Genomic DNA, 20472 nt, shown 5'->3' with positions numbered 1-20472 from the left:
TAGAGAGAATTTTATGTTAAAGGGGGTCATGAACATTGAACAATACGGAGGTGCCTCATGACATGAACGTTTACGAGAAAGAATTAGCTGAATTGAAAACAGATTATAAAAATCTTGAACAACGTGTTGGAACTCTAGAGAGAACAACAGACAGACATGATCAGCAAATCATTAATATGACAGAAAAACTAAATAAGATTGATGATAATACGACCTGGATAAAACGGACCATTACTGGTGCCATTATTACTGCAGTTAGCACGGGAATTATTGGTGGAACTATAGCGATTGTATTTGGTGTTTGGAAAGGATAAGGGGGAAATAAAATGGATAAGGCAAAACAATATGTAGCAATGATTGGCGGTGCTCTTGGGGCACTGCTTTTATTTTTTCAATCATTAGGTTTTCATATTGAATGGTTCAATGAAAATACGATCAATTCATTTATTAACTTTCTAACAGCTGCGATTCCCCTGGGATTTGCTCTATATGGAGTATATAAAAATCAATATTTAGTAACTAAGAAAGCCCAAAAACAAGAAGAGGTTTTGAAAGAACAAGGATTAAAATAAGCTGCCCATCGGGTGGCTTTTTATTTAAACTAAAGGAGAAGATGACAAATGAAGAAAATTGTTATTGATGCTGGGCATGGCGGTAAAGATCCTGGTGCAGTCGGTAATGGATTATATGAAAAAGATTTAACTTTAAAAATATCTAAACACATGCAAAATTATTTAGAGGACAACTACACTGGGCATGAAATAAAATTAACTCGTACCAGTGATATTTTTCACGAATTATCCAAACGTGCTGATATTGCTAATAATTTTGATGCTGATGTCTTCGTTAGCAATCATGTAAACGCTGGTAAAGGTACTGGATATGAATCATTCATCTATAACAAGCCAAATGCGGCCACTATTGCCTTGCAGAATGTATTGAATGCAGAAGCCCTTACCGTTGCTAAAAAGTACGGTCTAGGCTCTCACGGAGAGCATAAAAAGAGAGGCAACCTTGCTGTTGTACGAGAAACCAAAATGCCAGCGATATTGACAGAGACCTGTTTCATCGATAGCAAAGATGCTGCACTTCTAAAAAAGGATGCATTCTTAAAGGACATGGCTGAAGCATATGCCAAAGGAATAGCAAAACACTTAGGATTACCAGAAAAGCCAAAATCCGAAAAGCAAACGGTCACTGGCAAGCTCTATCGCGTCCAAGTCGGTGCTTTTAAAGATAAGAAGAATGCAGAAAAGCTTGCAGCTGATTTAAAGAAAAAAGGATATCCAACTATAATTCTTTAATTTGAAAAGCCTTCTCTTAATTGAGAGGGCTTTTTCTTTGTTTTATTACCTCAGTTATATCATGATCTCGGTCATAAATAACCTGATCAATTCGGAAATCTTCGCTATACCCCATTTCTTTGTAAATCGTCTGAATCCATTCATAAGCCGATTCTGCAGCTGCTCCGTCTGGATCTTTTTTATATTTAGCTACTTTTACAGGGAAAGTACCAGACTTAAAAAATCTTGAACCATGAGCATATAGGTAAACTTGAATGTTGACCCTCATATCATCACCCCTTACTTCTCCTTACAGACTATATTACCAATAATATCAATAACCTCTTTTGGCAGTATCCCCTTTGATACAGCCTCATTTATAATTGCAGACAGTTCTATTTTCCCTTCCTCAATTCTCACGGATAAATCCCCTAATTTAACTAGTTCCAACACAATTTTTTGTAAATTATCCATTGCAAACGTCCTCCCAATAATTCCATTGGCTGATTTTAAGTATAATGATATAGGAAAATATGTTCGATTAATAGCTTTAAATAGAATGTACGTTCGTATATAATGTTAATTATATATCATATTAAGGGGTTGCAGCCATGTATTACGAAAAATCACAAAAGGAACGTATTCAAGATTTAGAGGATAAGGTATTTCTGGAAGTCAAAAAATATATAAAGAAACATGGATACTCTCCAAGCGTTCGGGATCTAAAGAGGTTAGCCAGTATCCCTTCTACATCCACCACCCTTCAATACATGAAGAGACTACGGGATAAAGGCCTTATTGATTGGGAGCCAAACAAAGCAAGAAGTTTGAAATTTATTAGTAAGTAACACTTTAGGACCATTATTACCTTTCATGGGTAGTATTGGGCCTTTTTTGTTATAATGGTGTAAACAAAATGTTATAGATATAGAAATAGAATGTTTACAAAAAAGTTTACATGTATACAAATTTGTAAACAAACGTATTCAAGGAGTGATGACGAGTGGGACTTTTGAAGAAGATGTCAAAGAAAACCGAGAAGGAATCACGGAATCAACCTATTGCAACAAGGCTCACAGAAAGCGAACATACAGCCTTTGTTAATCTTTGTGAAGAAACAGGCTATTCAGTAGCAGAAGCCTTAAGATTGCTTGTACAACAAGAGATTAAAGGTGAAGATGACGAGATGTTTACAAAACGTATTCAAACGTTTACAGAACGGAAACAATTTGAATCAGAAAGTAAACAAATTGAACCGACCCATACACAATTACCACCAAAAACGAATACAACTGTAGACAATCGTAAACGAATTGCTACGGCAACTGGTCGATGGACAGCAAATGAATGGAAAGTTAATGATGAATTGCCCTGTACAATTTGTGATGCTTGGGTAAGTGCTTCGAACTTCTCCAGACACCTTAAGAAACACGGTGAGATAACTACCCAGGAATTTTTCACAGAACATGCAGATAAGGCAAATGAAATGGTTGAACAAAGAAAAGGCACCCTTTTATAGGTGCCTTTTTATAAATCCCAAAAATCATTGCTTTTTACATTAGGATCCAAATTCCTCAGACCTTTTATTATCTTCTTCGCTGTACTCAAATTAGGTTCATATTTCCCGTCTGAACAAAGACGAGTGATTGTGGGTCGAGAAACTCCGGTTATTTTAGAAACCTCCGATTGAGAAACTCCACGGCGATCTAACCACTTTCCCAACTTAGAACGATTCTTACCAAGACCAAACCACTCCATATGTATTCACCTCTTTTTCCCTTATGTCGTCTGTATCACCAGTTTGGCCAAGAATTTCATTTTTAAACATTTTGATCATAAATTTAGCAACATGTACAAGCAGGGGTGCATATCATCTAACATAACTTTAAAATTCGATTTGGATGACGCACGTCAGTTCCTTAATCCAGTTCGTATTAGTGTTCATAGTGGAGAACTGTATACCGAACACTGAAATGTTGATACAGCTATAGTTAAACCATGTTTTATAAGGTCGTTTAACCAGGGACTATATATTCTATATAAAAGATTGGGGTGGTGCCGGTGTTTGCTGAAATAGTGTCAGGAATTACATTTGCTTCTGTATATGGAATTGCAAAATTAAAGAAAGATGGACACAGTGGAGATGATGCCAAAAAGATAAAAACTATCGCTGATGCAATTGGATTGAAAAAAGACGGCAAATCGATTCGCATCTTTAGAAAGTCCAGACCAAAAGGAAAAAAATACACAGAGTATGTCTACCAAATACCATTAGGCTTAAGCCTAAAAGATTTCAATGACAAGATTGATAAGTTTGAAGATGGATTGAACAATAAGAAAACGCTGTTCATGATCAACCTATCAGACTTAAAGAAAATCAAACTTAAGGAAATTCGCAAAGCTACGAACATTCAAGGTGCATTCAATTACATCAAAAAAAACATAGGTCAAAAAGTACTGATTAGAAAGACAATTGAAATGAGTTATGATGGAATGCTTCATTTCAAAGTTTACGATAGTGGGATTCCAAACTTCATTAAGTTTAAAGAATCTTTATGGAATGATTGCAAAGGGTGGCAAATGCCTGTAGGAGAGACCAGAGAGGGTGTTCTATTCCACGAGCTAGATAATGGGCACATAGTAGTTGCGGGGGCTACAACGTTCGGTAAGAGCCAATTATTGAAGCTTCTAATAGCAACCCTATTGAAAAACAAGCCCGATGAAACAGAATTAAGTCTTATAGATTTAAAGGGTGGCTTGGAAATGCAATATTATGAGGATTGCAAGCAAACCATTAACTTTGCAGAAGACTTGGAAAGTGCTGTAGAGGTATTACGAATCATTCGTGAAGAAATTGAAAAAAGGCAAGAATTACTTCGCGTAAAAAGATTTAACAATGTAAAAAAAGCAGGCATCACCAAACGCCATTTTGTCATTGTTGATGAAGCAAGCCAATTAGCACCTTCACAACAAGTGGGAAAAGTAGATAAAGCATTAGCATTAGAAGCTCAATCACACATGGCCTTTATTACTCGAATCGGTCACTCGATGGGATATACGTTGATTTACGCGACACAGTATCCAGTTGGCGATGTTATGCCAAATCAGATAAAAGCAAATTCAAATACCACAATGTGCTTCAGATTAGAATCCGACACACAATCTTTAACCGTATTGGATAGGGCCGGTGCAGAAAATATTGAATTAAAAGGGCGCTGTATCTATTCTGTTCCAAGTGGATTTCAAGAGGTTCAATCATATTTAATTGATGATAAAACCATTGATAGCGTGGTATCTCAAAACACCATTATTAGGCCACGAAAGGATGATAAGAGTGCAGCATTACATGAAAAGGGAACTAAGAATAGAAAACATACTCTTGAGCTTGAAGAAATTCACCTTCCTTAATAGATCACAAATTCAAAAAATGCACAATTTAGGAGGCGAAAGAAATGCCCAAAAATTCCTCAAATCGATGGGCGAATACTTAAATTCATTTCGAGATGGCGAAACCATCTATTATTTATCTAAAGAAGGGCGTGAACGTGTAAATTGCAAGAAAATAGTAAAGAAAGCAACAACAGCCCGACACTACATCATGAGAAATGATTTATTCATCGGTTATAGGTTCCCTCCTACCTGGAAGAATGAAGTGAATTTAAAAGTAAAGGATGTAGCTAATATTGTCTGTGATGCAACGTTCACCATAGGTGAAAAGAGATACATCATTGAAGTGGATCATACACAAAAAATGAACGCCAATAAAAAGAAAATCGAGAAGTATAGGAAAATCATTGATGCAGGTGTATTTCCTGCACCGCCAGTATTTGCATGGGTAACGACTACCGAATATCGAAGAAAACAGATTAAGAAACTTTGTGAAGGATTAGATACGCAAATTTATATCGCATCTGAAATAAAAAATTAGGAGTGATTGGTTTGTTTAAATCGAACAAAATTCAAACAGTTGGTACTATTGGTGAGTTTTTAAATCCTACGCCCAAAGCTATAAAGCGCAAATCACTTTTATTAGCAGCTGGCACAATGTTTCCTATCTTCCTCAATTCAACTCCACACGCATCCTTCGCCCAGGATTCTGTTACTGCAACCACAGGAATCAAAGAAAATGTTTCCGAATCAATAATCACAGCTTTTAACCCCTTAACAGATATGGTCCAAGGTTTGTCACATCCAATCACACTTTTAGTCTTCACTACTGCCGGAATCTTCTGGTTAATTGGACGTAAAGATAAAGCAGTCGAAATGATGCAATCTGGAACCATCGGATATATCATCGTGCAGATCGCGCCAATGTTGATGAAGATGCTTGTTCAAGTAACTGCAGGATTTTAAGGAGGCGATTTTTATGTGGAGCAATAAAATACAAACAGTTGGAAGTATAAGTGATTTCTTGAAAAACGGAACAATAGGGGAAGCAATTGCTCCCATAACCTTTTCCGATTGGCTCATACATCCTATACAAACAATTAAAGATGTTGGTACGGATACAGCTTACAACGCTCTACATCCATTCCTGGACCTTCTAATAGGCATTGCATATCCCGTAGCAAACATACTGCTGTTAATCGCCGGGATATTATATATTTTAAACATGCGAGAAAGGGCAATTTCTTGGCTAACAAAGACTAGCATTACGTATATTCTGATCAACATGTTACCCATGTTACTAAAAGCACTCTTTCAACTAATGACAATATAAAATAACGATACAGTGGGGTTTGTTCTTTAAAGATTTTAAAAAAGAAGCAAAGCTGACCTAATTATTTTAAAAGGACAATTTAATATTGTATAAAATCAAAAAAAGTAAATAATCATAAAGGATAAAAAAATCCAATAAAGATAAAAGAAATTCAATAAAGATAAGGCGATATTTGAGAAGGACAATGCCCCTTACTTAGAGAAGGGCTTTACAGGATTTTTAAGTAAACAACAAATTTATTATTAACAAATTCCACAAGACAACAACCGTATTATATATAGGATTAGTAAACAACTATCATTCATCATAACAATCAGTAAACAACTATCATTATTCATCTAATTTAGTAGACATCTACCGATATAAGAAAAACGTTAGATTTACACCAAGAGGTAGATTAATAGGATGGAAATTTAAACAAAAAAAGGCGAATACTCTTATAAAGAGCACCGCCATAAAAACTATTATAAAAAACTGCAGCAAAAATACCCCTCTAAAAATGGACATTTTTTTACAAGGGTAGCAAAATTATTTTTTTAAAAAGGACTAAGCAAGAATCATTTTTTTGTGGTTACGGTACTTTTCCCAAATTGCAGGAATAGGTGATTCTGATTGATGGTAAAACGTTTCAATATCGATATAAAGGTTATTATCATCTAAGAATTGAATCACATATTCTTGTAACTTTACATTAATAAAGGCACCAACAGATTTAATCGTGTTTCCTTTACGCATGTAGTCTTCCAACTGTTCTAATGCATGTTGCATTGAATCCCTAAGTAATTTTGTTTTTTGTTTCTTACCCTTGATGAATTGGGCAATTTCTTTTACAGATCCTTTATAAGCAGCTCTTATTCCGATTCTGTCTTTTTGAAACATCGGGAGCTTTAATAGTCTAATTCGATAATCCGCATCTTTATATGCTTTTGTCGTTTCTTCATTATGTGCTTCCTTTTCAATGATGCAGCCTGGCTTAATATGTATTTCATACTTACGGACCCATATTTGAGTTACGGATTTTCTTACACGCGTTAAAATATCACGACGAGGTTTTCTTTCTTCTAAATCAACAGGCTTAAAAGTGAAAATAGGAGAAAGAACTTCTAGAATTTCTCTTACACGTTTAGAGCTACTTTTTCCTAGTTTTTCTTTTAGCGTGCTGGTTTTTCGTACTGTTTTATAATCAGAAGCAAACGCCTTTTCGCCTCGTAATTTTTGACGAAAATCATTTAGAATTTCAAGCATAAGTATAAGTCCACGTGGAGATTTCTTGCTAACAAGGCTAGCAAGTACCGTAGATTGAAGCACATCAAAGGGAACGGTAAAATAATTTAACTTTTTATCTGGATTAACAGATTCTTCACGTGATAAATTATTAGCCGCATAACCTACTATTTCATATTGATTTTTTTTATCCGTTTCTCGTTCAATAACCAGACCACGATCAAGCAGTTGGTTAATACCATTTGCACCAGTTGCAGTAGGGATATTTAATTCTTTTGAAAGAGCAGAAACATGAAAGTCTGCATCAAGGAGACCAGCACTGCTACATTTGGAATGTAAACCGATATAGATAGCGATTGCTGAAGCATCAAGGCCCTTATCGTGACCAAGCGAAGAATAGTTGTATACTTCTTCTCTAATTTGATTTAAAGCGTACTGGAAGAATTTAAAACCGTGGATTTTGAATTTCTTTTTTTCGTTGCTTACTGCTGAATTGGTCAGATTTTTTTGCACAAAAAAATCGGAACTACTATTAGTCATTAAGATACACCTCTCCCGAAAATACGACAAAGATATGACCGATAGCACCCCGAGTTAAGGTAAGAAATTCATGTTTTGTCACATGATTTTTCTTGCCTAAATTATTAGCACAGTTTATACTAATAGTAATTAATCCTATGGGTAATAGGTTGTTCGGGGGCTCTACTGTTGACGCAGTAGGGTCTTTTTCTTTGTTCTTTTTTTATTGTAAACTTTTTATATGTATAAATAAAGGTTTCTTATAATGCATTATAAGGAATATAATCGCATCATGCAACACATTTATTGTAAAAAGGCTGTCCATTAGGGCAGCCTTTTATTCTATATATTCAATTATATCTTCTAAATTGAATTTACGAGTTTCATTGTTTTCTTCTGCAATTCTATTAAGAGTGTCAATAATAGCGACAAGCGTCTTCCATGTAATCATCTTCGTTTTATTGTTAACAAGATCATAGATTGTGTTAGATCTAATTTTACTTTCCACAGCAAATTTATTAGGACTTACAGATATCTCTTCCAGCACCTCATTTAACTTCACTTTAATATCTCCCATTATGTATACACCCTTTATCAATTAAACGAATTTTAACTTAATATATCACATTATAGCCATATTTAACCATCTTTTTAATTTTTATAGATTATGCTTTCATAAATACTGGGAAAGTAGTAGAATTACAACAATAAAAGTTCAACTCAAAACGTTGAATGAAAAGAGGGGGATGTATGGAAAAACTACTAATTAAATTAAACAAAGATATAAAACGAAAAGAAATTGAGAAGCAATGGCTTGCAGCAAAAATGGGAGTTAGCCCTCAATCTTTGCAAGCCTACTTAAAAGGGACTAGTAAGATGACCTTTATTCAATTTTTTCATCTAATAAGCAATATATATGAAAATAAAGAAGAGTTAAGGGAAATGATTAAAATATATCTTGAAGATGCAAAAAAAATGGATTATATCAAAGAATGTCTAGAATGGTCACTGCAAAATGCAGAATATGAATTATTTGAATTAGCCATTTCGAAAGTGAATTCTGAAACAAGGAAAATTTATAATTTGCTAATGTTACGCAATCAGAAGAAAATTGATGAAAACGAGTTATTGGAACAGGTTGAAACCATAAAACTTGAAAATTTGAAACAAAAAGACATGGAAGTGTTAGTACAAATCGTTTATTTATATGCATTGAATGATACTAAAAACTACAATCTTAATACGATTTATTCCAAGTTCATTATAGAAAGAGTTGAGGGGATGAAGAAGGGATTTCTAAAAGATACATATAAGATGAAAGTGAAAGAATTAGCAGCCGTTGCGAACTTGAAAAATAATAATCCTGAAATGGCTAGAAGTATCGCTGAGCAACTTATCCAAGAAGTGAATGAAGATCTCCTTCCATTAGTCTTAAATTCTGTGTATAACTTGTTATCAGAAGTGTATGTTTTTACCGATTATCATAAAAGCATTGAATATAATAAAAAGGCAATTCGATTGTTTGAGTCTTTAGAATTTGGAAAATACCAATATAGAGAATATTCTTTAAAGGCTACTCACGACTTTATCAAAATTACAAATAACAGATATGAAGACCTTTATTTTAACGATCAATCAGAAGTAGCTCATTTTTTAGCCAAACAACCAAGTTCTGAGATGAAAGAAGAAGCCCTGGAAATTCTTATGAAGATGGAAAAACAGAAACCACTATCTCCACATCAACTTTATTATCGCTATCTAGCAACCGGAAAAGAGTTAGATCGTAAGATTGCTCTAAAAGAATTTTATAAAAAAGGTGATCTTTATTATAGTAGGTTAGCTGAAAATCCCTAATACATGGTCAAATTCAATGAAATTCGGAGGATTACTAAGTTAAATATAACTATAGGAATATTTATATCAATTGGCATGGTTAATTGGTAACATATTTTTAGTATCCTTCTTTCTTTTATACTATTAATTACTATAAAAATGTATAGACAATATGTTACATGTTGGTATAATTATGGTATGACGCATAATGCGTTAACAGGAGGAGATAAAATTGAATAATTTGAAAAAAATGATTACTACTTCACTGTTTGTAGCTACTTTAATTGTTGGAGCAGGTGGGGCTTATGGCGCGTCAAGCGATACGACCGATCAAAGCTCCATCACCATCCTAAAAAAGGACCCAGGCACAGTAGGATCGTAATTAGTTCGAAGACATCATCCTTAACAGGACGGTGTCTTTATTCATTTAAAGAGTAATTAATAAAATATTAAAATTTTTAAAAATATTAATTGAACAAGAGGGGGATTCATCATGGGACAAAAAGGAGAAGCAACACAGAGATTAATAAGCGCAGTTCAGGCACTTTTTCAAATGGAGGGTATTCAAACAGAACATACTAGTGTAGAAAATGGCCAATTTAACCTTTCTTCTTTTCTTTTGGATTTAGAAGGAAAAGTACCTTCGTCTTTAATTAGTGATATCACAAAAGCTGCAACAAAATAAAAAGGCCTACCCTTTTAGGGTTGCCTTTTATTTCTCACCGTTTTTTAAATAAGCTTCTATAAGAGCTGCGATTGTAGATCGTTGATCATGGGTCAACGATTTACCTTCAAATACTATTTCATCAACTTCATCAACAAGCACATCTTTTAGATCCTTTTTTGAGTCCTGGTTAGGGTTATCAGTATTTAACATAAGATAATCAACATTCGTTTCCAAAAACTCCGCTAAATCATTAAGGGATTTTGAAAGAGGAACCCTTTTTCCTAATTCCCATCCAGCATATGTGGATCTAGGTTTATTTAACGCTTTATGAGCTTGTTCTATGGAATGACCACGTTTGGTCCGTAGGTCTCTTAATCTTTCCCCGAACCGTTTTCTGAATTCCTCAGTGTGACGGTAGTTAGTTTCTTTTTCATTAATCATTCCGATTCCCCTTTTCCATTTTAATCTGACAGATTAATTATATTTAAAGCAGTGACTATATAATGTACGATGCGCCTCATCAATAACATTTATGGTATAGCTCACGCAATGGATTAATGTTTTAAGTTAGTGGAATATATATGTCTTAATACTTTTGTTTAACAGGATAATGATGAAGTGCCTTACACTGCATGGCACTGCATTGCACTATATATATACTATATTATCTTCGATAAAGTTGCTCTATGCAACATTTTTAGGGAGAAAACAAAAAAATGTTCAGCACTTCTATCCATTAGTAAAGAAAAAAATTCAAAAAAATACTAATTTTGTATTGAAAAAGTCGCATGAAGCGTTTATTATAAGAGTATGCCTAATGGTTGCATGTGGCAACTAAGGGAAGGTGTGGGATCAGCATTTATGAATATTGAAAACAATCGTGAAAAAATGAAAGAAGCAAGACTTATAAAAAAGTTACGGCAATATGAAGTGGCTAAAGCAATTGGCGTTTCTCGAACTTTCTATAATCAAATAGAAAGAGGGGACAGAAATCCTCGACTAAAAACTGCATTAGAGTTAAGTAGAGTTTTGGAAATTGATGTGAAGGACTGGTATTAGTCTATTTTTTTTACTTTTAAATAACGCATAGTGCGTTATTTGTGAAAGGAGGAAGTTTTATGGGACTAGATTCCTGGAGACCTAAACAAAGCAAGGCAGAGGAAGAAAAAAGAATGGCTTTTGGTCATGATGTCAAACAAATTCGAATAGAAAAAGGACTTTCCATTGCTGTAATGGCAGAGAAGTTAGGTGTTTCCGAAGAATTAATGGTTCGAATAGAAAACGGAAAGGTTTCACCAGATATTCCAAGATTACAATCTAAACTTAGTCATTTAAAAGATCGAAGGAATTTAATCATTTCATGAAACAAGAAAAGAAATGGCCGAAGTATATTGAGCTTTATTATTACGATGAAGATTCCGGAAGCATTATGGGGTTTAGAGGTTTTATGAATGACGCGGGTATGATTATGGACGTTCTTTTTCGTTATAGAATCACCGAGCCGAATCTCTTGAGATGGATGGTCAATGATACATTGCTGGACGAAGAAGGAGTTTCTAAAATGTTCGTACTCTATGAGAAGTATCGAAAGGGGAAATGAATCATGAAAAACGGGAAACGTCTTACAAGGAAACAAAAGGAACTGATCCAGGAGGAAAAACTTAATCCGAAAGATTGGTTGGTCGTGAAAAATCCAACAGGGGAATTACACATCGTACATAGACAATGCAGCAAGACCAAACGAATGATTCCATGCTGACAGACACTTTTTTAAATACACATGCTAGTAAAGTAAGAAGCATGATCTATATTGCATTGGAAGACATTAATTATTCCTGGTCCAAAAAAAGCATTCTTAGAGTGCTTAACTTATGGAATGAAGGGTTCTCATTAGAATTTATTAGCAAGGACGTTGAGAGGGAGTTTGATGAGGTGGCGTTGCTCATTATGGATTTAGACCATTATTTGTTTCTTCCTCGAAGCAGAAACATCCAAATTTCAAAACCATTAAAAAATCTATCCCCAAGATTTCAGGGGAATAAAAAACGGTTCTTCCTGAATCTAGATGAAGAGTATTTAGTCTTTGAACAGTATGTTGATGAACTTTATTGGGATGAACGAGATGTAAGGAAATTCGAGAACCTATGGAACCAGGGTTTATCCATTAAAAGCATCGCCATCCAGGTACGAAGAACAGAATTTGAAGTGATGTTGCTTGTTATGGACAGGTGCAGGCTTCGTTACATCGCTCCCCGACCTTCAGGGAGAGAAGGAGTATGTGTATGATGTTTAAGTTAAATTGGAGTAAGGCGAGCCTCGAGCAGCTACTCACCATTATGAAACATGAAGTGTGTTCGGATTATTACAAAATAAGCGCCAGGGCAGAAATGAAAAGGAGGTTGTCGTAAGTGTACGCATTTAAAGAGCTACTCGAAGAGCAACGCAAGTTAGACCTTAACATTATCCAAACCAAGAAATTGGACAATGAGGATCGCACGTTGAAAAAGCTGGCGGCCTTCACAACGGAATTAGGGGAAATGGTGAACGAATTACCAGAAACCTTCAAGTTTTGGGCTAACAAAAAGAACGACAAACAAAAGGCCCTTGTTGAATATGTAGATGGGATTCATTTTATTTTAGGTCTAGCTGTAGACCTGGGAATTGAGGATATTCGTATCCTGAATGCAGAAGTCAGTGTGTATACAAAGGAAAGCTTTTTGGAACAGGTTCTCTATCTAAATACCATTCCAAACAAAATTAGTACACGGGGTCCATCACATCAAAAGAGATGGGTAGAAATCCTAATGGCTGCTTACATAGGTTTAGGACAACTCATTGGTTTTGAATGGGATGAGGTAGTTGAAGCATATCACAAGAAAAACAAGATTAACCATGATCGTCAGGATGCGAATTACTGATGAAAGGAAAAAAGAGCGAGTGTTCATGCTGCGGGAAGCTATTCGTGATTAAAGAAGAAGAACGTTACCTATTTTGTACAAAGCGATGCGAAAAGGCTCATGATCTTTTTAGATGGAAAAATGAATGATAACAGGGGTTGGATCAAATGGCTAATGAAACAAAAATTAGTTTAGAAGAAAACAAGATTTATATTGTAAGCAATCAAAAACTGACTCCCATGAATCCTCCAGATGGCGGGTTCGGGGAAACCAAGATCATGTGGCAAAACAATAACGCGGTTCACGCTACCACTCAATTCACCACTCCAATTGAAAAGAGGAATGTTAAATGACGTCATTTATTGCAGGGTTGTTCTTCGTGACACTCATTCTTTTATGGATTGTATTGGGCTTGCTATCCATTGAACGAAAAAAACAGAGATCGGAATTTGAGGCATTAAAAAATAAAATGCGAAGATACAGCAGCCTCTACTCCGAAAGAGCGCAGCTGGCAAACTTTACGTTAAACGAGGCCAACTATTTGAACGGCGAGGTTAAACGAGAATATACAAGAATCAAAGGGACAAACCGTTTTGTTGAAAAGGCCATCAAGGAAAAAGTCAACAAGAAAAAGATACGCGGAAAAAGAAGAAGGAAAACAGCTTAATTTTATACAGCTTTCTATTCAGTCTTTGAAAATTCCACTGGACCCTAAAAAATCATAAAAATGAGGCGTACCAGTGGTTTTCAACGAGTGCATAAAAGGCCATAAAAAACCGAAACACACAAACCTTGATAGAACAACGTTTATGCATCGTATGAACTGCCGCAAATGTGCATTATGTAAACTAATTTTGTATATGCATGTATGGAATATTCATAAAGGAGGAAAGAGCAGTGAAACCGATTCTTCATAAAATCGATTTGAAAAGTTTACCTAAACAGCAACGAGCAAAAATTTGCGTTTGTAAAACGCACTGTACAAAAGGGGTCAGTATTACATCCTATAATGACGGATTTATCATTTGTTGGAATGATGCTCGAAAATTACTTTATGAAATGATCCATACATTAGATGAAGAAAAAACAACATCATGGACAAAAGAAGATGAAGAGTTTGTCATTAAGTATTATGCAAATGGAGTGTATTACAGAATAAACAATGAAATTGCGGAACATCTTGGGAAAACATATCAGCAAGTCAAAAGTAAGGTTAGAAATTTACGAAAAGCCGGACGAATCCCAAATAAAGTGAACATAGTAGATGCTGTATGAAAAAATCCAAGAATCCAGTTATCCAAAAAGCCAGAGAAGACGGAATCAAAGTGGGGATGAAAATTGCTCAGGAGCAAACCTTTTTATTCTTCTTTGAATTTCTGGAAGAGAATTTGAATGAGATCCCTGGTATAGGTCCAAAGCGAAAGCAGCATGTTATTGATTACTTTCTAAAGAATTTTGGAAATGAAAAAATCCAAGAAAAATAAAGGAGTGGATACAATGACAGCTGTTCTTGAATACACCAATACAGATGGTTACAGAAATCAAAGGGCCTGGAAACCCAATAACGACAGAAGGTTCACGGCCCTCGCTAAATGTTATGTTCAGTTACCAGGAGAAAAACAACAGATTATAGAAAAACCTTCTACTCGACCAGCAACATTCTATGAGTGCTGCTTGTTGGCTAAAAAGCTAAAAAATGAGTACGGCAATAACTTGAAACAAATGATCATTTGGGACATGGACAAAATAAGCGAAATTTCTTACTGATGAGAAGATAAGGAGTGGGCAAATGTTCATTTACATTGTGGTGGCTTTAATAATTGGGGTTTGGATAGGAATGTTCTTTATGTCCATATTTTCTGTAGGTGCTTATGAAAAAGGATTTAAGGATGCAAAAGGTTTAAAAGAACGGTAGACACAAACTGTGACATAGGGAGAAGGAGAAAAATGAATCAAATCATTAATGGTGATTCTTTGGAATTGATGAAAGATATTGATAATGGATCCATTGATTTAATCATCACATCGCCACCTTACAACATTGGCAAGGAATATGAAAAGGTGATGGATATACAGGATTATAAAGCGTGGATTAAGCAATATGTTAAAGAGTTTTATCGACTTATTAAAGATACAGGAAGTGTTGTTTTCCAGATAGGCAATTACGTTGAAAAGGGAAAGGTTTACCCATTGGATTGTCTGCTATTCGATTTATTCTTAGATGAGGGTTTTATCCCTAGAAACCGTATCATTTGGCATTTTGGGCATGGCTTACATGCTAAGAAACGGTTTAGTGGTCGGCACGAAACACTATTATGGTTTACCAAAACGGATGAATATAAATTCAACTTGGATCCGGTGAGGGTTCCGCAGAAATACCCGAACAAAAAAGCATATAAAGGAGACAAGAAAGGTCAGTTGTCTGGGAATCCATTAGGGAAAAATCCAAGTGATGTTTGGGAAATATCAAACGTTAAAAGCAATCACCCCGAAAAGACGGATCATCCTTGTCAGTTCCCGATTGAATTAGTATCCAGGTGTATAAAAAGCATGACTGATGTTGGCGATCTTGTAATGGATCCATTCTTGGGAAGTGGTACAACAATCGTTAGTGCTATTCAAGAAAACAGAAACAGTATTGGAATTGAAAAAGACGCTCATTACTGCCAAATAGCAGAGGAAAGAGTCTTATCAGTTACTGCATAGTACGAATAAACAGGGAACAAAAAAAGCAATGGTTCCCACGCCATTGCTTTCCCGTAAGGTGTAATTCGTTTAACTTCCCACCTCAATTATATGTTATCTCACTGTAAATTTAAAGGAGAAAATCGTATAAATTAGTGACACTAAAAAGGAGTGGTTAATGATGTTAGCAAACGAAACTTCGAGGGAAGAATTACTTTTGCGAGATGTCGGCATTCAGTTTAGGGAGATACGGAGGATTAGAAAGGAAAATGATCAGCTAAAGAAAGAAAATGAAAATTTGAAAAAGCAATTGAAATCTGGAATGTAACCAAGTAAGTGGTTTGATACATTCGAAACGTGATAAGAGAGGGGAATTTCAATGGATTATAAATATGAAAATGTTGAAAATGTTGAAGCGAAAAGAGATTTTGAAGTGTTTAGACATGATGAAAACGGCGAATTAGTAGGGGCTGTAACAGTCCCAAAAGGTACAAAAGGCACAATTCAATCAATGGGTTCGAGCAGTACTGATAACTTTAAAGTTTCTTATGATATTCAGTTTGTTTCAGGTCCTACAGAAATTGAAGTTGGTCTGTATGAAGATGAAATTGAGTTGTATTTAAACCTTGATGTACCAACAATATGAATGTATCAAAACCAACAAACAGTGACATGAGGGTGAGTGAATTAATGACCGAGTATAAAAGACTGCAAATCATTAAGCATGCCTTACAGAAATACCTTGAAAGACCGGATGCTACGTCAAAAGAAATAGAAGAAGAAAAGCGTCTACTTAAAAAAGTTACTGATAAAGTTGAAGAATTAAAGCAGGAATACAGCATTAACTAGTTGTTCGATTAAAATGCGAGGGAATAACAATCGGAATGTAACTAAACAAATGTTATGTGATATTCACAATAATTTGAAAAGGGGAATGAAAATGGAACAATATTTGAAAAATCTAGAGCTAATTATGACTACAGAAAAATATTCCTTATATATTGATAGAAAATCTAACGAGGTTTCTATTTATAATGGTGATGATATTTGGACGATAGGCGTTAATGAACTAGGTAATTTGGGTTTTAAATAAGCTTGATATACTAGCATTCCGAATGTATCAAAAGAAGGTTAACGTGACATTCGAGGGGAAAACGCGCGTTGCTGAGGAGCTCTCAGACGAAATTAGTTTTGTTTTTACGTAGGACTACCCATTAAATTTGCCTGAGGAGGCTATAAGATTATGGAATTAATCAAAGAAATTCAATTAGATAGCAAAGAAGTGGAAGAAGCCATTGCCGATTACTTAAAAAAAGAGGGATATAAAGCCGTATCATTCCGATTCAAATCAAACAATCCTTTATTGCCTGTATACCCTTTAAAAGCAGCCATTGTTGTGGAAGAGATCCGAGTAGAATAAAATGCACAATTACATAAATCGTCTGGCCGGAAAAACTGGAGGACATTCAATAAAGATAGGAAACTTGATTTCCTGTTTTTACTGGATGTCCTTTTTTTAATAGAAAAAGAGAGAAGGTAAAGCGAATGAAAAAGCCAAAAACGACAAGAAAAATGAAGCATGTCATCAAATGGACCGTGAATCCATACCGGAAGGACAAACGGACAGGTGCCATCAGCCCGATTGAAACAAGCCGATATCTTCAATATGCCTATGATGAATTAGAACGTCAATTCCCTAAGAAGTAAAAGGAGGTGCCAGGACACATGAAAAGAAGAAGTGATATGCCCATTGTCGATGAAAAAAGGACCAAGAAAGAAGTCGAAAAGGCGATTGCGGAATATCGGGATTATTTAATTACCCTGCCTGTTTTCTTAATGCCGAAAGTGACACCATCTTTTTCATTGGTGCCTCCTTCTAATACGAATGCTTTTCATTCCAGTACGGAAGATGCAGCGCTTGAACGGATTGAATTTGAAGAAAACCGAGATGCCTGTTTAACCAAAATGCATGATGCTGTGAATAGTTTAAAAGACTCCGAGAAACAAATCATGGTAAAAAAGTATCTTCTCCATGATCAACATGGTTACGATTCGGAGATTTGGACAGAATTAGGCCTAGGAAAAACCAAGTATTATGCGATTAAAGGTCAAGCCATGTTGCGCCTGGCCTTCGCCTTGAAAGTGGAAGTCTATAAAAAAGGAGGCGTAACGGATGAACGTGGTACAGCCCATTCGCGATAAGGTCCTGCTACAGGAAATGAAGGACTTCCTAAAAAAGAATAATGAACGAAACTATATCCTGTTTTTACTGGGCATTCATACAGGCTTGCGCATATCGGATATTCTTCGTTTGCAGGTTAAGCATGTGGGGGGATGGAACATTGTGTTGAAGGAAAAGAAAACGGCTAAACATAAGGAAGTGAAGATGTCGAAAGAATTGAAACAGGCCATTCGAAGCTATACAAAAGGTAAACCGCCGACTGAGTATTTAATAAAAAGCCGAAACGGTAAGAATAAACCCATCACAAGGGGAATGGCCTATGTGATTTTAAGTCAGTTGGCGGAAGAATTCGGACTGGAACGAATCGGGACCCATTCTCTTCGAAAAACATATGGGTACAATCATTATAAGAAATTCAATGATGTCGTAGCCCTTCAACAGATCTTGAATCATACGGACCAACGGGAAACCTTGATTTACATAGGAATAAAACAAGATGAACTCAATAAAATGCAGGGGAAAATCGATTGGTGATTTCCTCTTTTTTGTGTGATTCTTTCTCTTTTTGGCTATTTTTAATTCGCTTCAACCTGGCGGTTGTTCAATTCATTTTTAGAGACAAGGAAATCCCTTGGGGCTGTAAGAATAGGTGGGTGCGTGTGAATTATACACAATATGGTTTATAACGAATTCAAAGGGGTATTTTAACCTCATTTTGCATCGAAAAAGCAAATGAAAGAGGGCAAATTAATGGATCAAATTTAGTGCGAACTTTTCGCGAACGATTGCCGAACGATTTGCGAACGATAAACGGACACTTATTCATTTTGGATGTGTTAAAGTAATAGTATGGAAGTTTTGAAGAAGACTTCTAAATAAAGCGTGGTAGTTTCTTACTGTCACGACTTTATCACCCTTTTGTTTTATTATTCATGGTTGCTTGGAGGCATGTCCGAGTGACCTTCTTTTTGTTATTGGAGTACGATCACGCGGTGGCGGAATAGGTAGACGCTCTACTAATCGGGCTACAATAAAGGCGGACCCGACCATGTAAGGTGCAAATCCTTACCCGTGTTTATTCTCGAAATGCTCACTTACTTAAAGGTAACCCGTTCCTTTCGGGAGTGGTAAGTGAAAGGAAGCAGAATAGGGAAGAGAGACGCTAGTTCATGATGAACCAGCGTCTTTTTATATTCTTTGTAAACTAGGCATGTAGATTACATGATCGCTAACAAGTAAACGTTCAAGTAAAATCCTTGTGCCTAGTTTAGAGTGAATATACATTGGTAATAGACCATTTCGAGGACATGCTCGGTATGGTACAAGACAAGGCATCCATTCATTGGGTGCTTTTTATTTTGCTCATCTACCTAGTTGTAGAAGGAGACAGCCGGAATTCGTAATGCGATAACCGGCATTTTTTTATGGAGAAAGGGTGAGTAAGGATGGATATTAGATTCAACCCATACAATCCAATTCACATTTGCAAAGCAGCTATAAATTATCTTATGAAACGTTATGACAACAATGATATCTTCGGAGCTCCAAGTATGAAGGATACCTTTAAAGGTGCTAACCATATTGGTTATTCAAAAGGTGGGTTAGTATCGATAGGTGAGCATCACAGTATGAGTATGATTCATAATCCATGGGGAAAGGGAGATGAAGTAAGAATGGGTAAACGTCATGTTTGTTTAGATTGTGGACATGAGGATAGAGTTGAGGGATATTTTGTTGAAGTAATTTCTTGTCCAAAGTGCAGTGGATTGTATGTAGATACGTTCAAAAAGATCCACTATCAGGGATTGCTTAGACCGGATAAGACCAAGGAAGAAATAACAGCCTATTGCAAGGGTTGTGGTTATAAAGTAAAAGGAACAAAAGACTTTTTAGATCGTTTTATATGTCCTGAATGTAAGAGAGGTTCAGATGTACCAAAGAAGCCATTGCTGTCCATTGTCTTAGATGATATCAATAGCGTGCCAACTGTTCATTACAAAGGTGAAGAGGTAACGCATAAAATGAGGCTGATGCTTGACTGGAAGACTGACAATGATCTAGGCGTGTATCCAACGTATATTCTCATTGAACATCATGATACTGGTATTAATACTAAAACCATACAACATAATGATCCGTTCGGTAGCCATGTCTGAATACAAGACAGAAGCACAGAAGAAGAAGTTCTATCGTACCAGTGACTGGAACAAGCTAAGGCAGCAGGCATTGGAGAGGGACAATTATGAGTGCCAACAGTGTAAGCGAGAGGGCAAGGTACATGTGGACTCAATCAAGGTACAAGGTGAACGTAAGAGTGTAGAGCTCAACGTTCATCATAAGTATGAGATAGAACACTATCCAAAGTTAGCATTAGTATTAGATAACCTTGAAACCTTATGTCTTCAATGTCATAACAAGATGCATGATCGAGTGTTTGGTGCGACAAAGAAAAAGAAATGGGA

At 35.7% G+C, this 20472-nt stretch carries 41 protein-coding genes; 35 read left to right on the top strand and 6 right to left on the bottom strand.

Annotation, left to right across the window (positions count from 1 at the left end; genetic code table 11):
* Positions 1-62 precede the first annotated feature (62 nt).
* From J7I90_RS20595 to J7I90_RS20585, 3 genes are read left to right on the top strand one after another with little or no spacing between them, the layout of a single operon-like run.
* Entirely contained in the window at positions 63-314 is a 252-nt protein-coding gene (locus J7I90_RS20595; RefSeq protein ID WP_214773316.1) for a hemolysin XhlA family protein, read from the top strand.
* Between the two features lie 12 nt (positions 315-326).
* Entirely contained in the window at positions 327-572 is a 246-nt protein-coding gene (locus tag J7I90_RS20590) for a phage holin (RefSeq protein ID WP_214773540.1), read from the top strand.
* 48 nt (positions 573-620) lie between these two features.
* Positions 621-1304 (top strand): N-acetylmuramoyl-L-alanine amidase, encoded by a 684-nt coding sequence (locus tag J7I90_RS20585; RefSeq protein WP_214773539.1) that lies wholly within the window; start codon positions 621-623, stop codon positions 1302-1304.
* Positions 1305-1320: 16 nt separating this feature from the next.
* Here the strand turns inward: J7I90_RS20585 and J7I90_RS20580 are convergent, their stop codons facing one another.
* Positions 1321-1572: a hypothetical protein gene (locus J7I90_RS20580; RefSeq protein ID WP_214773538.1), complete on the bottom strand. Its 252-nt coding sequence runs from the start codon at positions 1570-1572 to the stop codon at positions 1321-1323.
* 11 nt (positions 1573-1583) lie between these two features.
* Positions 1584-1757 carry a hypothetical protein gene (locus J7I90_RS20575; RefSeq protein ID WP_214773537.1) on the bottom strand — a complete coding sequence of 58 codons (174 nt, stop codon included), beginning with the start codon at positions 1755-1757 and terminating at the stop codon, positions 1584-1586.
* Between the two features lie 137 nt (positions 1758-1894).
* On the opposite strand from J7I90_RS20575, the gene J7I90_RS20570 reads away from it, so the two are divergent.
* Complete coding sequence (locus J7I90_RS20570) at positions 1895-2131, top strand: LexA family protein (RefSeq protein ID WP_214773536.1); 237 nt, start codon at positions 1895-1897, stop codon at positions 2129-2131.
* Positions 2132-2286: 155 nt separating this feature from the next.
* Positions 2287-2802 (top strand): hypothetical protein, encoded by a 516-nt coding sequence (locus J7I90_RS20565; protein WP_214773535.1) that lies wholly within the window; start codon positions 2287-2289, stop codon positions 2800-2802.
* An 8-nt stretch (positions 2803-2810) separates the two neighbouring features.
* On the opposite strand, the gene J7I90_RS20560 is transcribed toward J7I90_RS20565, so the two are convergent.
* Positions 2811-3041: a helix-turn-helix domain-containing protein gene (locus J7I90_RS20560; RefSeq protein ID WP_214773534.1), complete on the bottom strand. Its 231-nt coding sequence runs from the start codon at positions 3039-3041 to the stop codon at positions 2811-2813.
* A 303-nt stretch (positions 3042-3344) separates the two neighbouring features.
* On the opposite strand from J7I90_RS20560, the gene J7I90_RS27975 reads away from it, so the two are divergent.
* From J7I90_RS27975 to J7I90_RS20540, 4 genes are read left to right on the top strand one after another with little or no spacing between them, the layout of a single operon-like run.
* A complete protein-coding gene (locus J7I90_RS27975) occupies positions 3345-4691 on the top strand; it encodes an FtsK/SpoIIIE domain-containing protein (RefSeq protein ID WP_214773533.1) in 1347 nt (448 codons plus the stop codon).
* 19 nt (positions 4692-4710) lie between these two features.
* Positions 4711-5211 (top strand): replication-relaxation family protein, encoded by a 501-nt coding sequence (locus J7I90_RS20550; protein ID WP_251025394.1) that lies wholly within the window; start codon positions 4711-4713, stop codon positions 5209-5211.
* An 11-nt stretch (positions 5212-5222) separates the two neighbouring features.
* Positions 5223-5636, top strand: a complete 414-nt coding sequence (locus J7I90_RS20545; RefSeq protein ID WP_214773531.1) for a hypothetical protein — start codon at positions 5223-5225, stop codon at positions 5634-5636.
* Between the two features lie 13 nt (positions 5637-5649).
* Positions 5650-6003 (top strand): hypothetical protein, encoded by a 354-nt coding sequence (locus J7I90_RS20540; RefSeq protein WP_214773530.1) that lies wholly within the window; start codon positions 5650-5652, stop codon positions 6001-6003.
* A gap of 546 nt (positions 6004-6549) precedes the next feature.
* Here the strand turns inward: J7I90_RS20540 and J7I90_RS20535 are convergent.
* Both J7I90_RS20535 and J7I90_RS20530 read right to left on the bottom strand, forming a co-directional pair.
* Positions 6550-7767, bottom strand: coding sequence for a hypothetical protein (locus J7I90_RS20535; RefSeq protein ID WP_214773529.1), 1218 nt, complete (start codon positions 7765-7767; stop codon positions 6550-6552).
* A gap of 316 nt (positions 7768-8083) precedes the next feature.
* Positions 8084-8323 (bottom strand): helix-turn-helix domain-containing protein, encoded by a 240-nt coding sequence (locus J7I90_RS20530; RefSeq protein WP_214773528.1) that lies wholly within the window; start codon positions 8321-8323, stop codon positions 8084-8086.
* A 173-nt stretch (positions 8324-8496) separates the two neighbouring features.
* Between J7I90_RS20530 and J7I90_RS20525 the strand changes: the two genes are divergently transcribed.
* The 3 genes from J7I90_RS20525 (at position 8497) to J7I90_RS20515 (ending at position 10264) form a co-directional block, all read left to right on the top strand.
* Complete coding sequence (locus J7I90_RS20525) at positions 8497-9600, top strand: AimR family lysis-lysogeny pheromone receptor (protein WP_214773527.1); 1104 nt, start codon at positions 8497-8499, stop codon at positions 9598-9600.
* Between the two features lie 211 nt (positions 9601-9811).
* Positions 9812-9961 (top strand): hypothetical protein, encoded by a 150-nt coding sequence (locus J7I90_RS20520; RefSeq protein WP_214773526.1) that lies wholly within the window; start codon positions 9812-9814, stop codon positions 9959-9961.
* Positions 9962-10072: 111 nt separating this feature from the next.
* The gene (locus J7I90_RS20515; RefSeq protein WP_214773525.1) at positions 10073-10264 is read left to right on the top strand and encodes a hypothetical protein; all 192 of its coding nucleotides are present in this window, start codon (positions 10073-10075) and stop codon (positions 10262-10264) included.
* Positions 10265-10291: 27 nt separating this feature from the next.
* Here the strand turns inward: J7I90_RS20515 and J7I90_RS20510 are convergent, their stop codons facing one another.
* Positions 10292-10687 carry a helix-turn-helix domain-containing protein gene (locus J7I90_RS20510; protein ID WP_214773524.1) on the bottom strand — a complete coding sequence of 132 codons (396 nt, stop codon included), beginning with the start codon at positions 10685-10687 and terminating at the stop codon, positions 10292-10294.
* A gap of 420 nt (positions 10688-11107) precedes the next feature.
* Between J7I90_RS20510 and J7I90_RS20505 the strand changes: the two genes are divergently transcribed.
* From J7I90_RS20505 to J7I90_RS20400, 23 genes are all read left to right on the top strand, one after another.
* Positions 11108-11305 carry a helix-turn-helix transcriptional regulator gene (locus J7I90_RS20505; protein WP_214773523.1) on the top strand — a complete coding sequence of 66 codons (198 nt, stop codon included), beginning with the start codon at positions 11108-11110 and terminating at the stop codon, positions 11303-11305.
* Positions 11306-11364: 59 nt separating this feature from the next.
* The gene (locus J7I90_RS20500; RefSeq protein ID WP_214773522.1) at positions 11365-11610 is read left to right on the top strand and encodes a helix-turn-helix domain-containing protein; all 246 of its coding nucleotides are present in this window, start codon (positions 11365-11367) and stop codon (positions 11608-11610) included.
* Positions 11607-11846, top strand: coding sequence for a hypothetical protein (locus J7I90_RS20495; RefSeq protein ID WP_214773521.1), 240 nt, complete (start codon positions 11607-11609; stop codon positions 11844-11846). The genes J7I90_RS20500 and J7I90_RS20495 overlap by 4 nt, the downstream gene beginning before the upstream one ends.
* 3 nt (positions 11847-11849) lie before the next feature.
* Positions 11850-12005, top strand: a complete 156-nt coding sequence (locus J7I90_RS20490) for a DUF6906 family protein (RefSeq protein WP_214773520.1) — start codon at positions 11850-11852, stop codon at positions 12003-12005.
* A complete protein-coding gene (locus J7I90_RS20485) occupies positions 11972-12532 on the top strand; it encodes a hypothetical protein (RefSeq protein ID WP_214773519.1) in 561 nt (186 codons plus the stop codon). The genes J7I90_RS20490 and J7I90_RS20485 overlap by 34 nt, the downstream gene beginning before the upstream one ends.
* A gap of 122 nt (positions 12533-12654) precedes the next feature.
* The gene (locus J7I90_RS20480) at positions 12655-13164 is read left to right on the top strand and encodes a dUTP diphosphatase (RefSeq protein ID WP_214773518.1); all 510 of its coding nucleotides are present in this window, start codon (positions 12655-12657) and stop codon (positions 13162-13164) included.
* 146 nt (positions 13165-13310) lie between these two features.
* The gene (locus tag J7I90_RS20475) at positions 13311-13496 is read left to right on the top strand and encodes a DUF3954 domain-containing protein (RefSeq protein WP_214773517.1); all 186 of its coding nucleotides are present in this window, start codon (positions 13311-13313) and stop codon (positions 13494-13496) included.
* Positions 13493-13810, top strand: coding sequence for a hypothetical protein (locus J7I90_RS20470; RefSeq protein ID WP_214773516.1), 318 nt, complete (start codon positions 13493-13495; stop codon positions 13808-13810). The genes J7I90_RS20475 and J7I90_RS20470 overlap by 4 nt, the downstream gene beginning before the upstream one ends.
* Positions 13811-14040: 230 nt before the next feature.
* Positions 14041-14418 (top strand): hypothetical protein, encoded by a 378-nt coding sequence (locus J7I90_RS20465; protein ID WP_214773515.1) that lies wholly within the window; start codon positions 14041-14043, stop codon positions 14416-14418.
* Positions 14415-14627, top strand: a complete 213-nt coding sequence (locus J7I90_RS20460) for a hypothetical protein (protein WP_214773514.1) — start codon at positions 14415-14417, stop codon at positions 14625-14627. The genes J7I90_RS20465 and J7I90_RS20460 overlap by 4 nt, the downstream gene beginning before the upstream one ends.
* Positions 14628-14640: 13 nt before the next feature.
* A complete protein-coding gene (locus tag J7I90_RS20455) occupies positions 14641-14910 on the top strand; it encodes a hypothetical protein (RefSeq protein ID WP_214773513.1) in 270 nt (89 codons plus the stop codon).
* 22 nt (positions 14911-14932) lie between these two features.
* Positions 14933-15058: a hypothetical protein gene (locus J7I90_RS27845; RefSeq protein ID WP_285289455.1), complete on the top strand. Its 126-nt coding sequence runs from the start codon at positions 14933-14935 to the stop codon at positions 15056-15058.
* A 32-nt stretch (positions 15059-15090) separates the two neighbouring features.
* Positions 15091-15849 carry a DNA-methyltransferase gene (locus J7I90_RS20450; RefSeq protein ID WP_214773512.1) on the top strand — a complete coding sequence of 253 codons (759 nt, stop codon included), beginning with the start codon at positions 15091-15093 and terminating at the stop codon, positions 15847-15849.
* 160 nt (positions 15850-16009) lie between these two features.
* Positions 16010-16156, top strand: coding sequence for a hypothetical protein (locus J7I90_RS20445; protein ID WP_214773511.1), 147 nt, complete (start codon positions 16010-16012; stop codon positions 16154-16156).
* Between the two features lie 51 nt (positions 16157-16207).
* A complete protein-coding gene (locus J7I90_RS20440) occupies positions 16208-16474 on the top strand; it encodes a nitrogen fixation protein NifZ (RefSeq protein WP_214773510.1) in 267 nt (88 codons plus the stop codon).
* A gap of 44 nt (positions 16475-16518) precedes the next feature.
* The gene (locus tag J7I90_RS20435) at positions 16519-16677 is read left to right on the top strand and encodes a hypothetical protein (RefSeq protein ID WP_214773509.1); all 159 of its coding nucleotides are present in this window, start codon (positions 16519-16521) and stop codon (positions 16675-16677) included.
* A gap of 91 nt (positions 16678-16768) precedes the next feature.
* The gene (locus J7I90_RS20430; RefSeq protein WP_214773508.1) at positions 16769-16921 is read left to right on the top strand and encodes a hypothetical protein; all 153 of its coding nucleotides are present in this window, start codon (positions 16769-16771) and stop codon (positions 16919-16921) included.
* A 150-nt stretch (positions 16922-17071) separates the two neighbouring features.
* Positions 17072-17248 (top strand): hypothetical protein, encoded by a 177-nt coding sequence (locus J7I90_RS20425; RefSeq protein ID WP_214773507.1) that lies wholly within the window; start codon positions 17072-17074, stop codon positions 17246-17248.
* Between the two features lie 125 nt (positions 17249-17373).
* Positions 17374-17535 (top strand): hypothetical protein, encoded by a 162-nt coding sequence (locus tag J7I90_RS20420; RefSeq protein ID WP_214773506.1) that lies wholly within the window; start codon positions 17374-17376, stop codon positions 17533-17535.
* A gap of 18 nt (positions 17536-17553) precedes the next feature.
* Positions 17554-18030 (top strand): ArpU family phage packaging/lysis transcriptional regulator, encoded by a 477-nt coding sequence (locus tag J7I90_RS20415; RefSeq protein ID WP_214773505.1) that lies wholly within the window; start codon positions 17554-17556, stop codon positions 18028-18030.
* Positions 18002-18544, top strand: a complete 543-nt coding sequence (locus J7I90_RS20410; RefSeq protein ID WP_214773504.1) for a tyrosine-type recombinase/integrase — start codon at positions 18002-18004, stop codon at positions 18542-18544. Before J7I90_RS20415 ends, J7I90_RS20410 begins: the two co-directional genes overlap by 29 nt.
* Positions 18545-19455: 911 nt before the next feature.
* The gene (locus J7I90_RS20405; RefSeq protein WP_214773503.1) at positions 19456-20166 is read left to right on the top strand and encodes a lysozyme family protein; all 711 of its coding nucleotides are present in this window, start codon (positions 19456-19458) and stop codon (positions 20164-20166) included.
* Positions 20159-20472: HNH endonuclease (locus tag J7I90_RS20400; RefSeq protein WP_214773502.1), on the top strand; the 314-nt coding region annotated here is incomplete at its 3' end. The genes J7I90_RS20405 and J7I90_RS20400, both read left to right, overlap by 8 nt.

It is taken from the genome of Bacillus sp. ISL-57, assembly GCF_018613135.1.
Lineage (GTDB): Bacteria > Bacillota > Bacilli > Bacillales > DSM-1321 > Peribacillus > Peribacillus frigoritolerans.
This window is presented reverse-complemented; position numbering and strand designations above follow the sequence as displayed.

What these genes read in the sequence shown, in the direction of transcription:
- J7I90_RS20535 (WP_214773529.1), bottom strand. Translation starts at nt 7,767, where the DNA reads ATGACTAATAGTAGTTCCGATTTTTTTGTGCAAAAAAATCTGACCAAT.
- J7I90_RS20430 (WP_214773508.1), top strand. Translation starts at nt 16,769, where the DNA reads ATGGAACAATATTTGAAAAATCTAGAGCTAATTATGACTACAGAAAAA.
- J7I90_RS20490 (WP_214773520.1), top strand. Translation starts at nt 11,850, where the DNA reads ATGAAAAACGGGAAACGTCTTACAAGGAAACAAAAGGAACTGATCCAG.
- J7I90_RS20410 (WP_214773504.1), top strand. Translation starts at nt 18,002, where the DNA reads ATGAACGTGGTACAGCCCATTCGCGATAAGGTCCTGCTACAGGAAATG.
- J7I90_RS20515 (WP_214773525.1), top strand. Translation starts at nt 10,073, where the DNA reads ATGGGACAAAAAGGAGAAGCAACACAGAGATTAATAAGCGCAGTTCAG.
- J7I90_RS20510 (WP_214773524.1), bottom strand. Translation starts at nt 10,687, where the DNA reads ATGATTAATGAAAAAGAAACTAACTACCGTCACACTGAGGAATTCAGA.
- J7I90_RS20540 (WP_214773530.1), top strand. Translation starts at nt 5,650, where the DNA reads ATGTGGAGCAATAAAATACAAACAGTTGGAAGTATAAGTGATTTCTTG.
- J7I90_RS20495 (WP_214773521.1), top strand. Translation starts at nt 11,607, where the DNA reads ATGAAACAAGAAAAGAAATGGCCGAAGTATATTGAGCTTTATTATTAC.
- J7I90_RS20455 (WP_214773513.1), top strand. Translation starts at nt 14,641, where the DNA reads ATGACAGCTGTTCTTGAATACACCAATACAGATGGTTACAGAAATCAA.
- J7I90_RS20470 (WP_214773516.1), top strand. Translation starts at nt 13,493, where the DNA reads ATGACGTCATTTATTGCAGGGTTGTTCTTCGTGACACTCATTCTTTTA.
- J7I90_RS20505 (WP_214773523.1), top strand. Translation starts at nt 11,108, where the DNA reads ATGAATATTGAAAACAATCGTGAAAAAATGAAAGAAGCAAGACTTATA.
- J7I90_RS20580 (WP_214773538.1), bottom strand. Translation starts at nt 1,572, where the DNA reads ATGAGGGTCAACATTCAAGTTTACCTATATGCTCATGGTTCAAGATTT.
- J7I90_RS20585 (WP_214773539.1), top strand. Translation starts at nt 621, where the DNA reads ATGAAGAAAATTGTTATTGATGCTGGGCATGGCGGTAAAGATCCTGGT.
- J7I90_RS20530 (WP_214773528.1), bottom strand. Translation starts at nt 8,323, where the DNA reads ATGGGAGATATTAAAGTGAAGTTAAATGAGGTGCTGGAAGAGATATCT.
- J7I90_RS20475 (WP_214773517.1), top strand. Translation starts at nt 13,311, where the DNA reads ATGGCTAATGAAACAAAAATTAGTTTAGAAGAAAACAAGATTTATATT.
- J7I90_RS20405 (WP_214773503.1), top strand. Translation starts at nt 19,456, where the DNA reads ATGGATATTAGATTCAACCCATACAATCCAATTCACATTTGCAAAGCA.
- J7I90_RS20450 (WP_214773512.1), top strand. Translation starts at nt 15,091, where the DNA reads ATGAATCAAATCATTAATGGTGATTCTTTGGAATTGATGAAAGATATT.
- J7I90_RS20445 (WP_214773511.1), top strand. Translation starts at nt 16,010, where the DNA reads ATGTTAGCAAACGAAACTTCGAGGGAAGAATTACTTTTGCGAGATGTC.
- J7I90_RS20435 (WP_214773509.1), top strand. Translation starts at nt 16,519, where the DNA reads ATGACCGAGTATAAAAGACTGCAAATCATTAAGCATGCCTTACAGAAA.
- J7I90_RS20560 (WP_214773534.1), bottom strand. Translation starts at nt 3,041, where the DNA reads ATGGAGTGGTTTGGTCTTGGTAAGAATCGTTCTAAGTTGGGAAAGTGG.
- J7I90_RS20500 (WP_214773522.1), top strand. Translation starts at nt 11,365, where the DNA reads ATGGGACTAGATTCCTGGAGACCTAAACAAAGCAAGGCAGAGGAAGAA.
- J7I90_RS27845 (WP_285289455.1), top strand. Translation starts at nt 14,933, where the DNA reads ATGTTCATTTACATTGTGGTGGCTTTAATAATTGGGGTTTGGATAGGA.
- J7I90_RS20575 (WP_214773537.1), bottom strand. Translation starts at nt 1,757, where the DNA reads ATGGATAATTTACAAAAAATTGTGTTGGAACTAGTTAAATTAGGGGAT.
- J7I90_RS20425 (WP_214773507.1), top strand. Translation starts at nt 17,072, where the DNA reads ATGGAATTAATCAAAGAAATTCAATTAGATAGCAAAGAAGTGGAAGAA.
- J7I90_RS20460 (WP_214773514.1), top strand. Translation starts at nt 14,415, where the DNA reads ATGAAAAAATCCAAGAATCCAGTTATCCAAAAAGCCAGAGAAGACGGA.
- J7I90_RS20595 (WP_214773316.1), top strand. Translation starts at nt 63, where the DNA reads ATGAACGTTTACGAGAAAGAATTAGCTGAATTGAAAACAGATTATAAA.
- J7I90_RS20590 (WP_214773540.1), top strand. Translation starts at nt 327, where the DNA reads ATGGATAAGGCAAAACAATATGTAGCAATGATTGGCGGTGCTCTTGGG.
- J7I90_RS20420 (WP_214773506.1), top strand. Translation starts at nt 17,374, where the DNA reads ATGAAAAAGCCAAAAACGACAAGAAAAATGAAGCATGTCATCAAATGG.
- J7I90_RS20440 (WP_214773510.1), top strand. Translation starts at nt 16,208, where the DNA reads ATGGATTATAAATATGAAAATGTTGAAAATGTTGAAGCGAAAAGAGAT.
- J7I90_RS20485 (WP_214773519.1), top strand. Translation starts at nt 11,972, where the DNA reads ATGCAGCAAGACCAAACGAATGATTCCATGCTGACAGACACTTTTTTA.
- J7I90_RS20525 (WP_214773527.1), top strand. Translation starts at nt 8,497, where the DNA reads ATGGAAAAACTACTAATTAAATTAAACAAAGATATAAAACGAAAAGAA.
- J7I90_RS20550 (WP_251025394.1), top strand. Translation starts at nt 4,711, where the DNA reads ATGCACAATTTAGGAGGCGAAAGAAATGCCCAAAAATTCCTCAAATCG.
- J7I90_RS20570 (WP_214773536.1), top strand. Translation starts at nt 1,895, where the DNA reads ATGTATTACGAAAAATCACAAAAGGAACGTATTCAAGATTTAGAGGAT.
- J7I90_RS20415 (WP_214773505.1), top strand. Translation starts at nt 17,554, where the DNA reads ATGAAAAGAAGAAGTGATATGCCCATTGTCGATGAAAAAAGGACCAAG.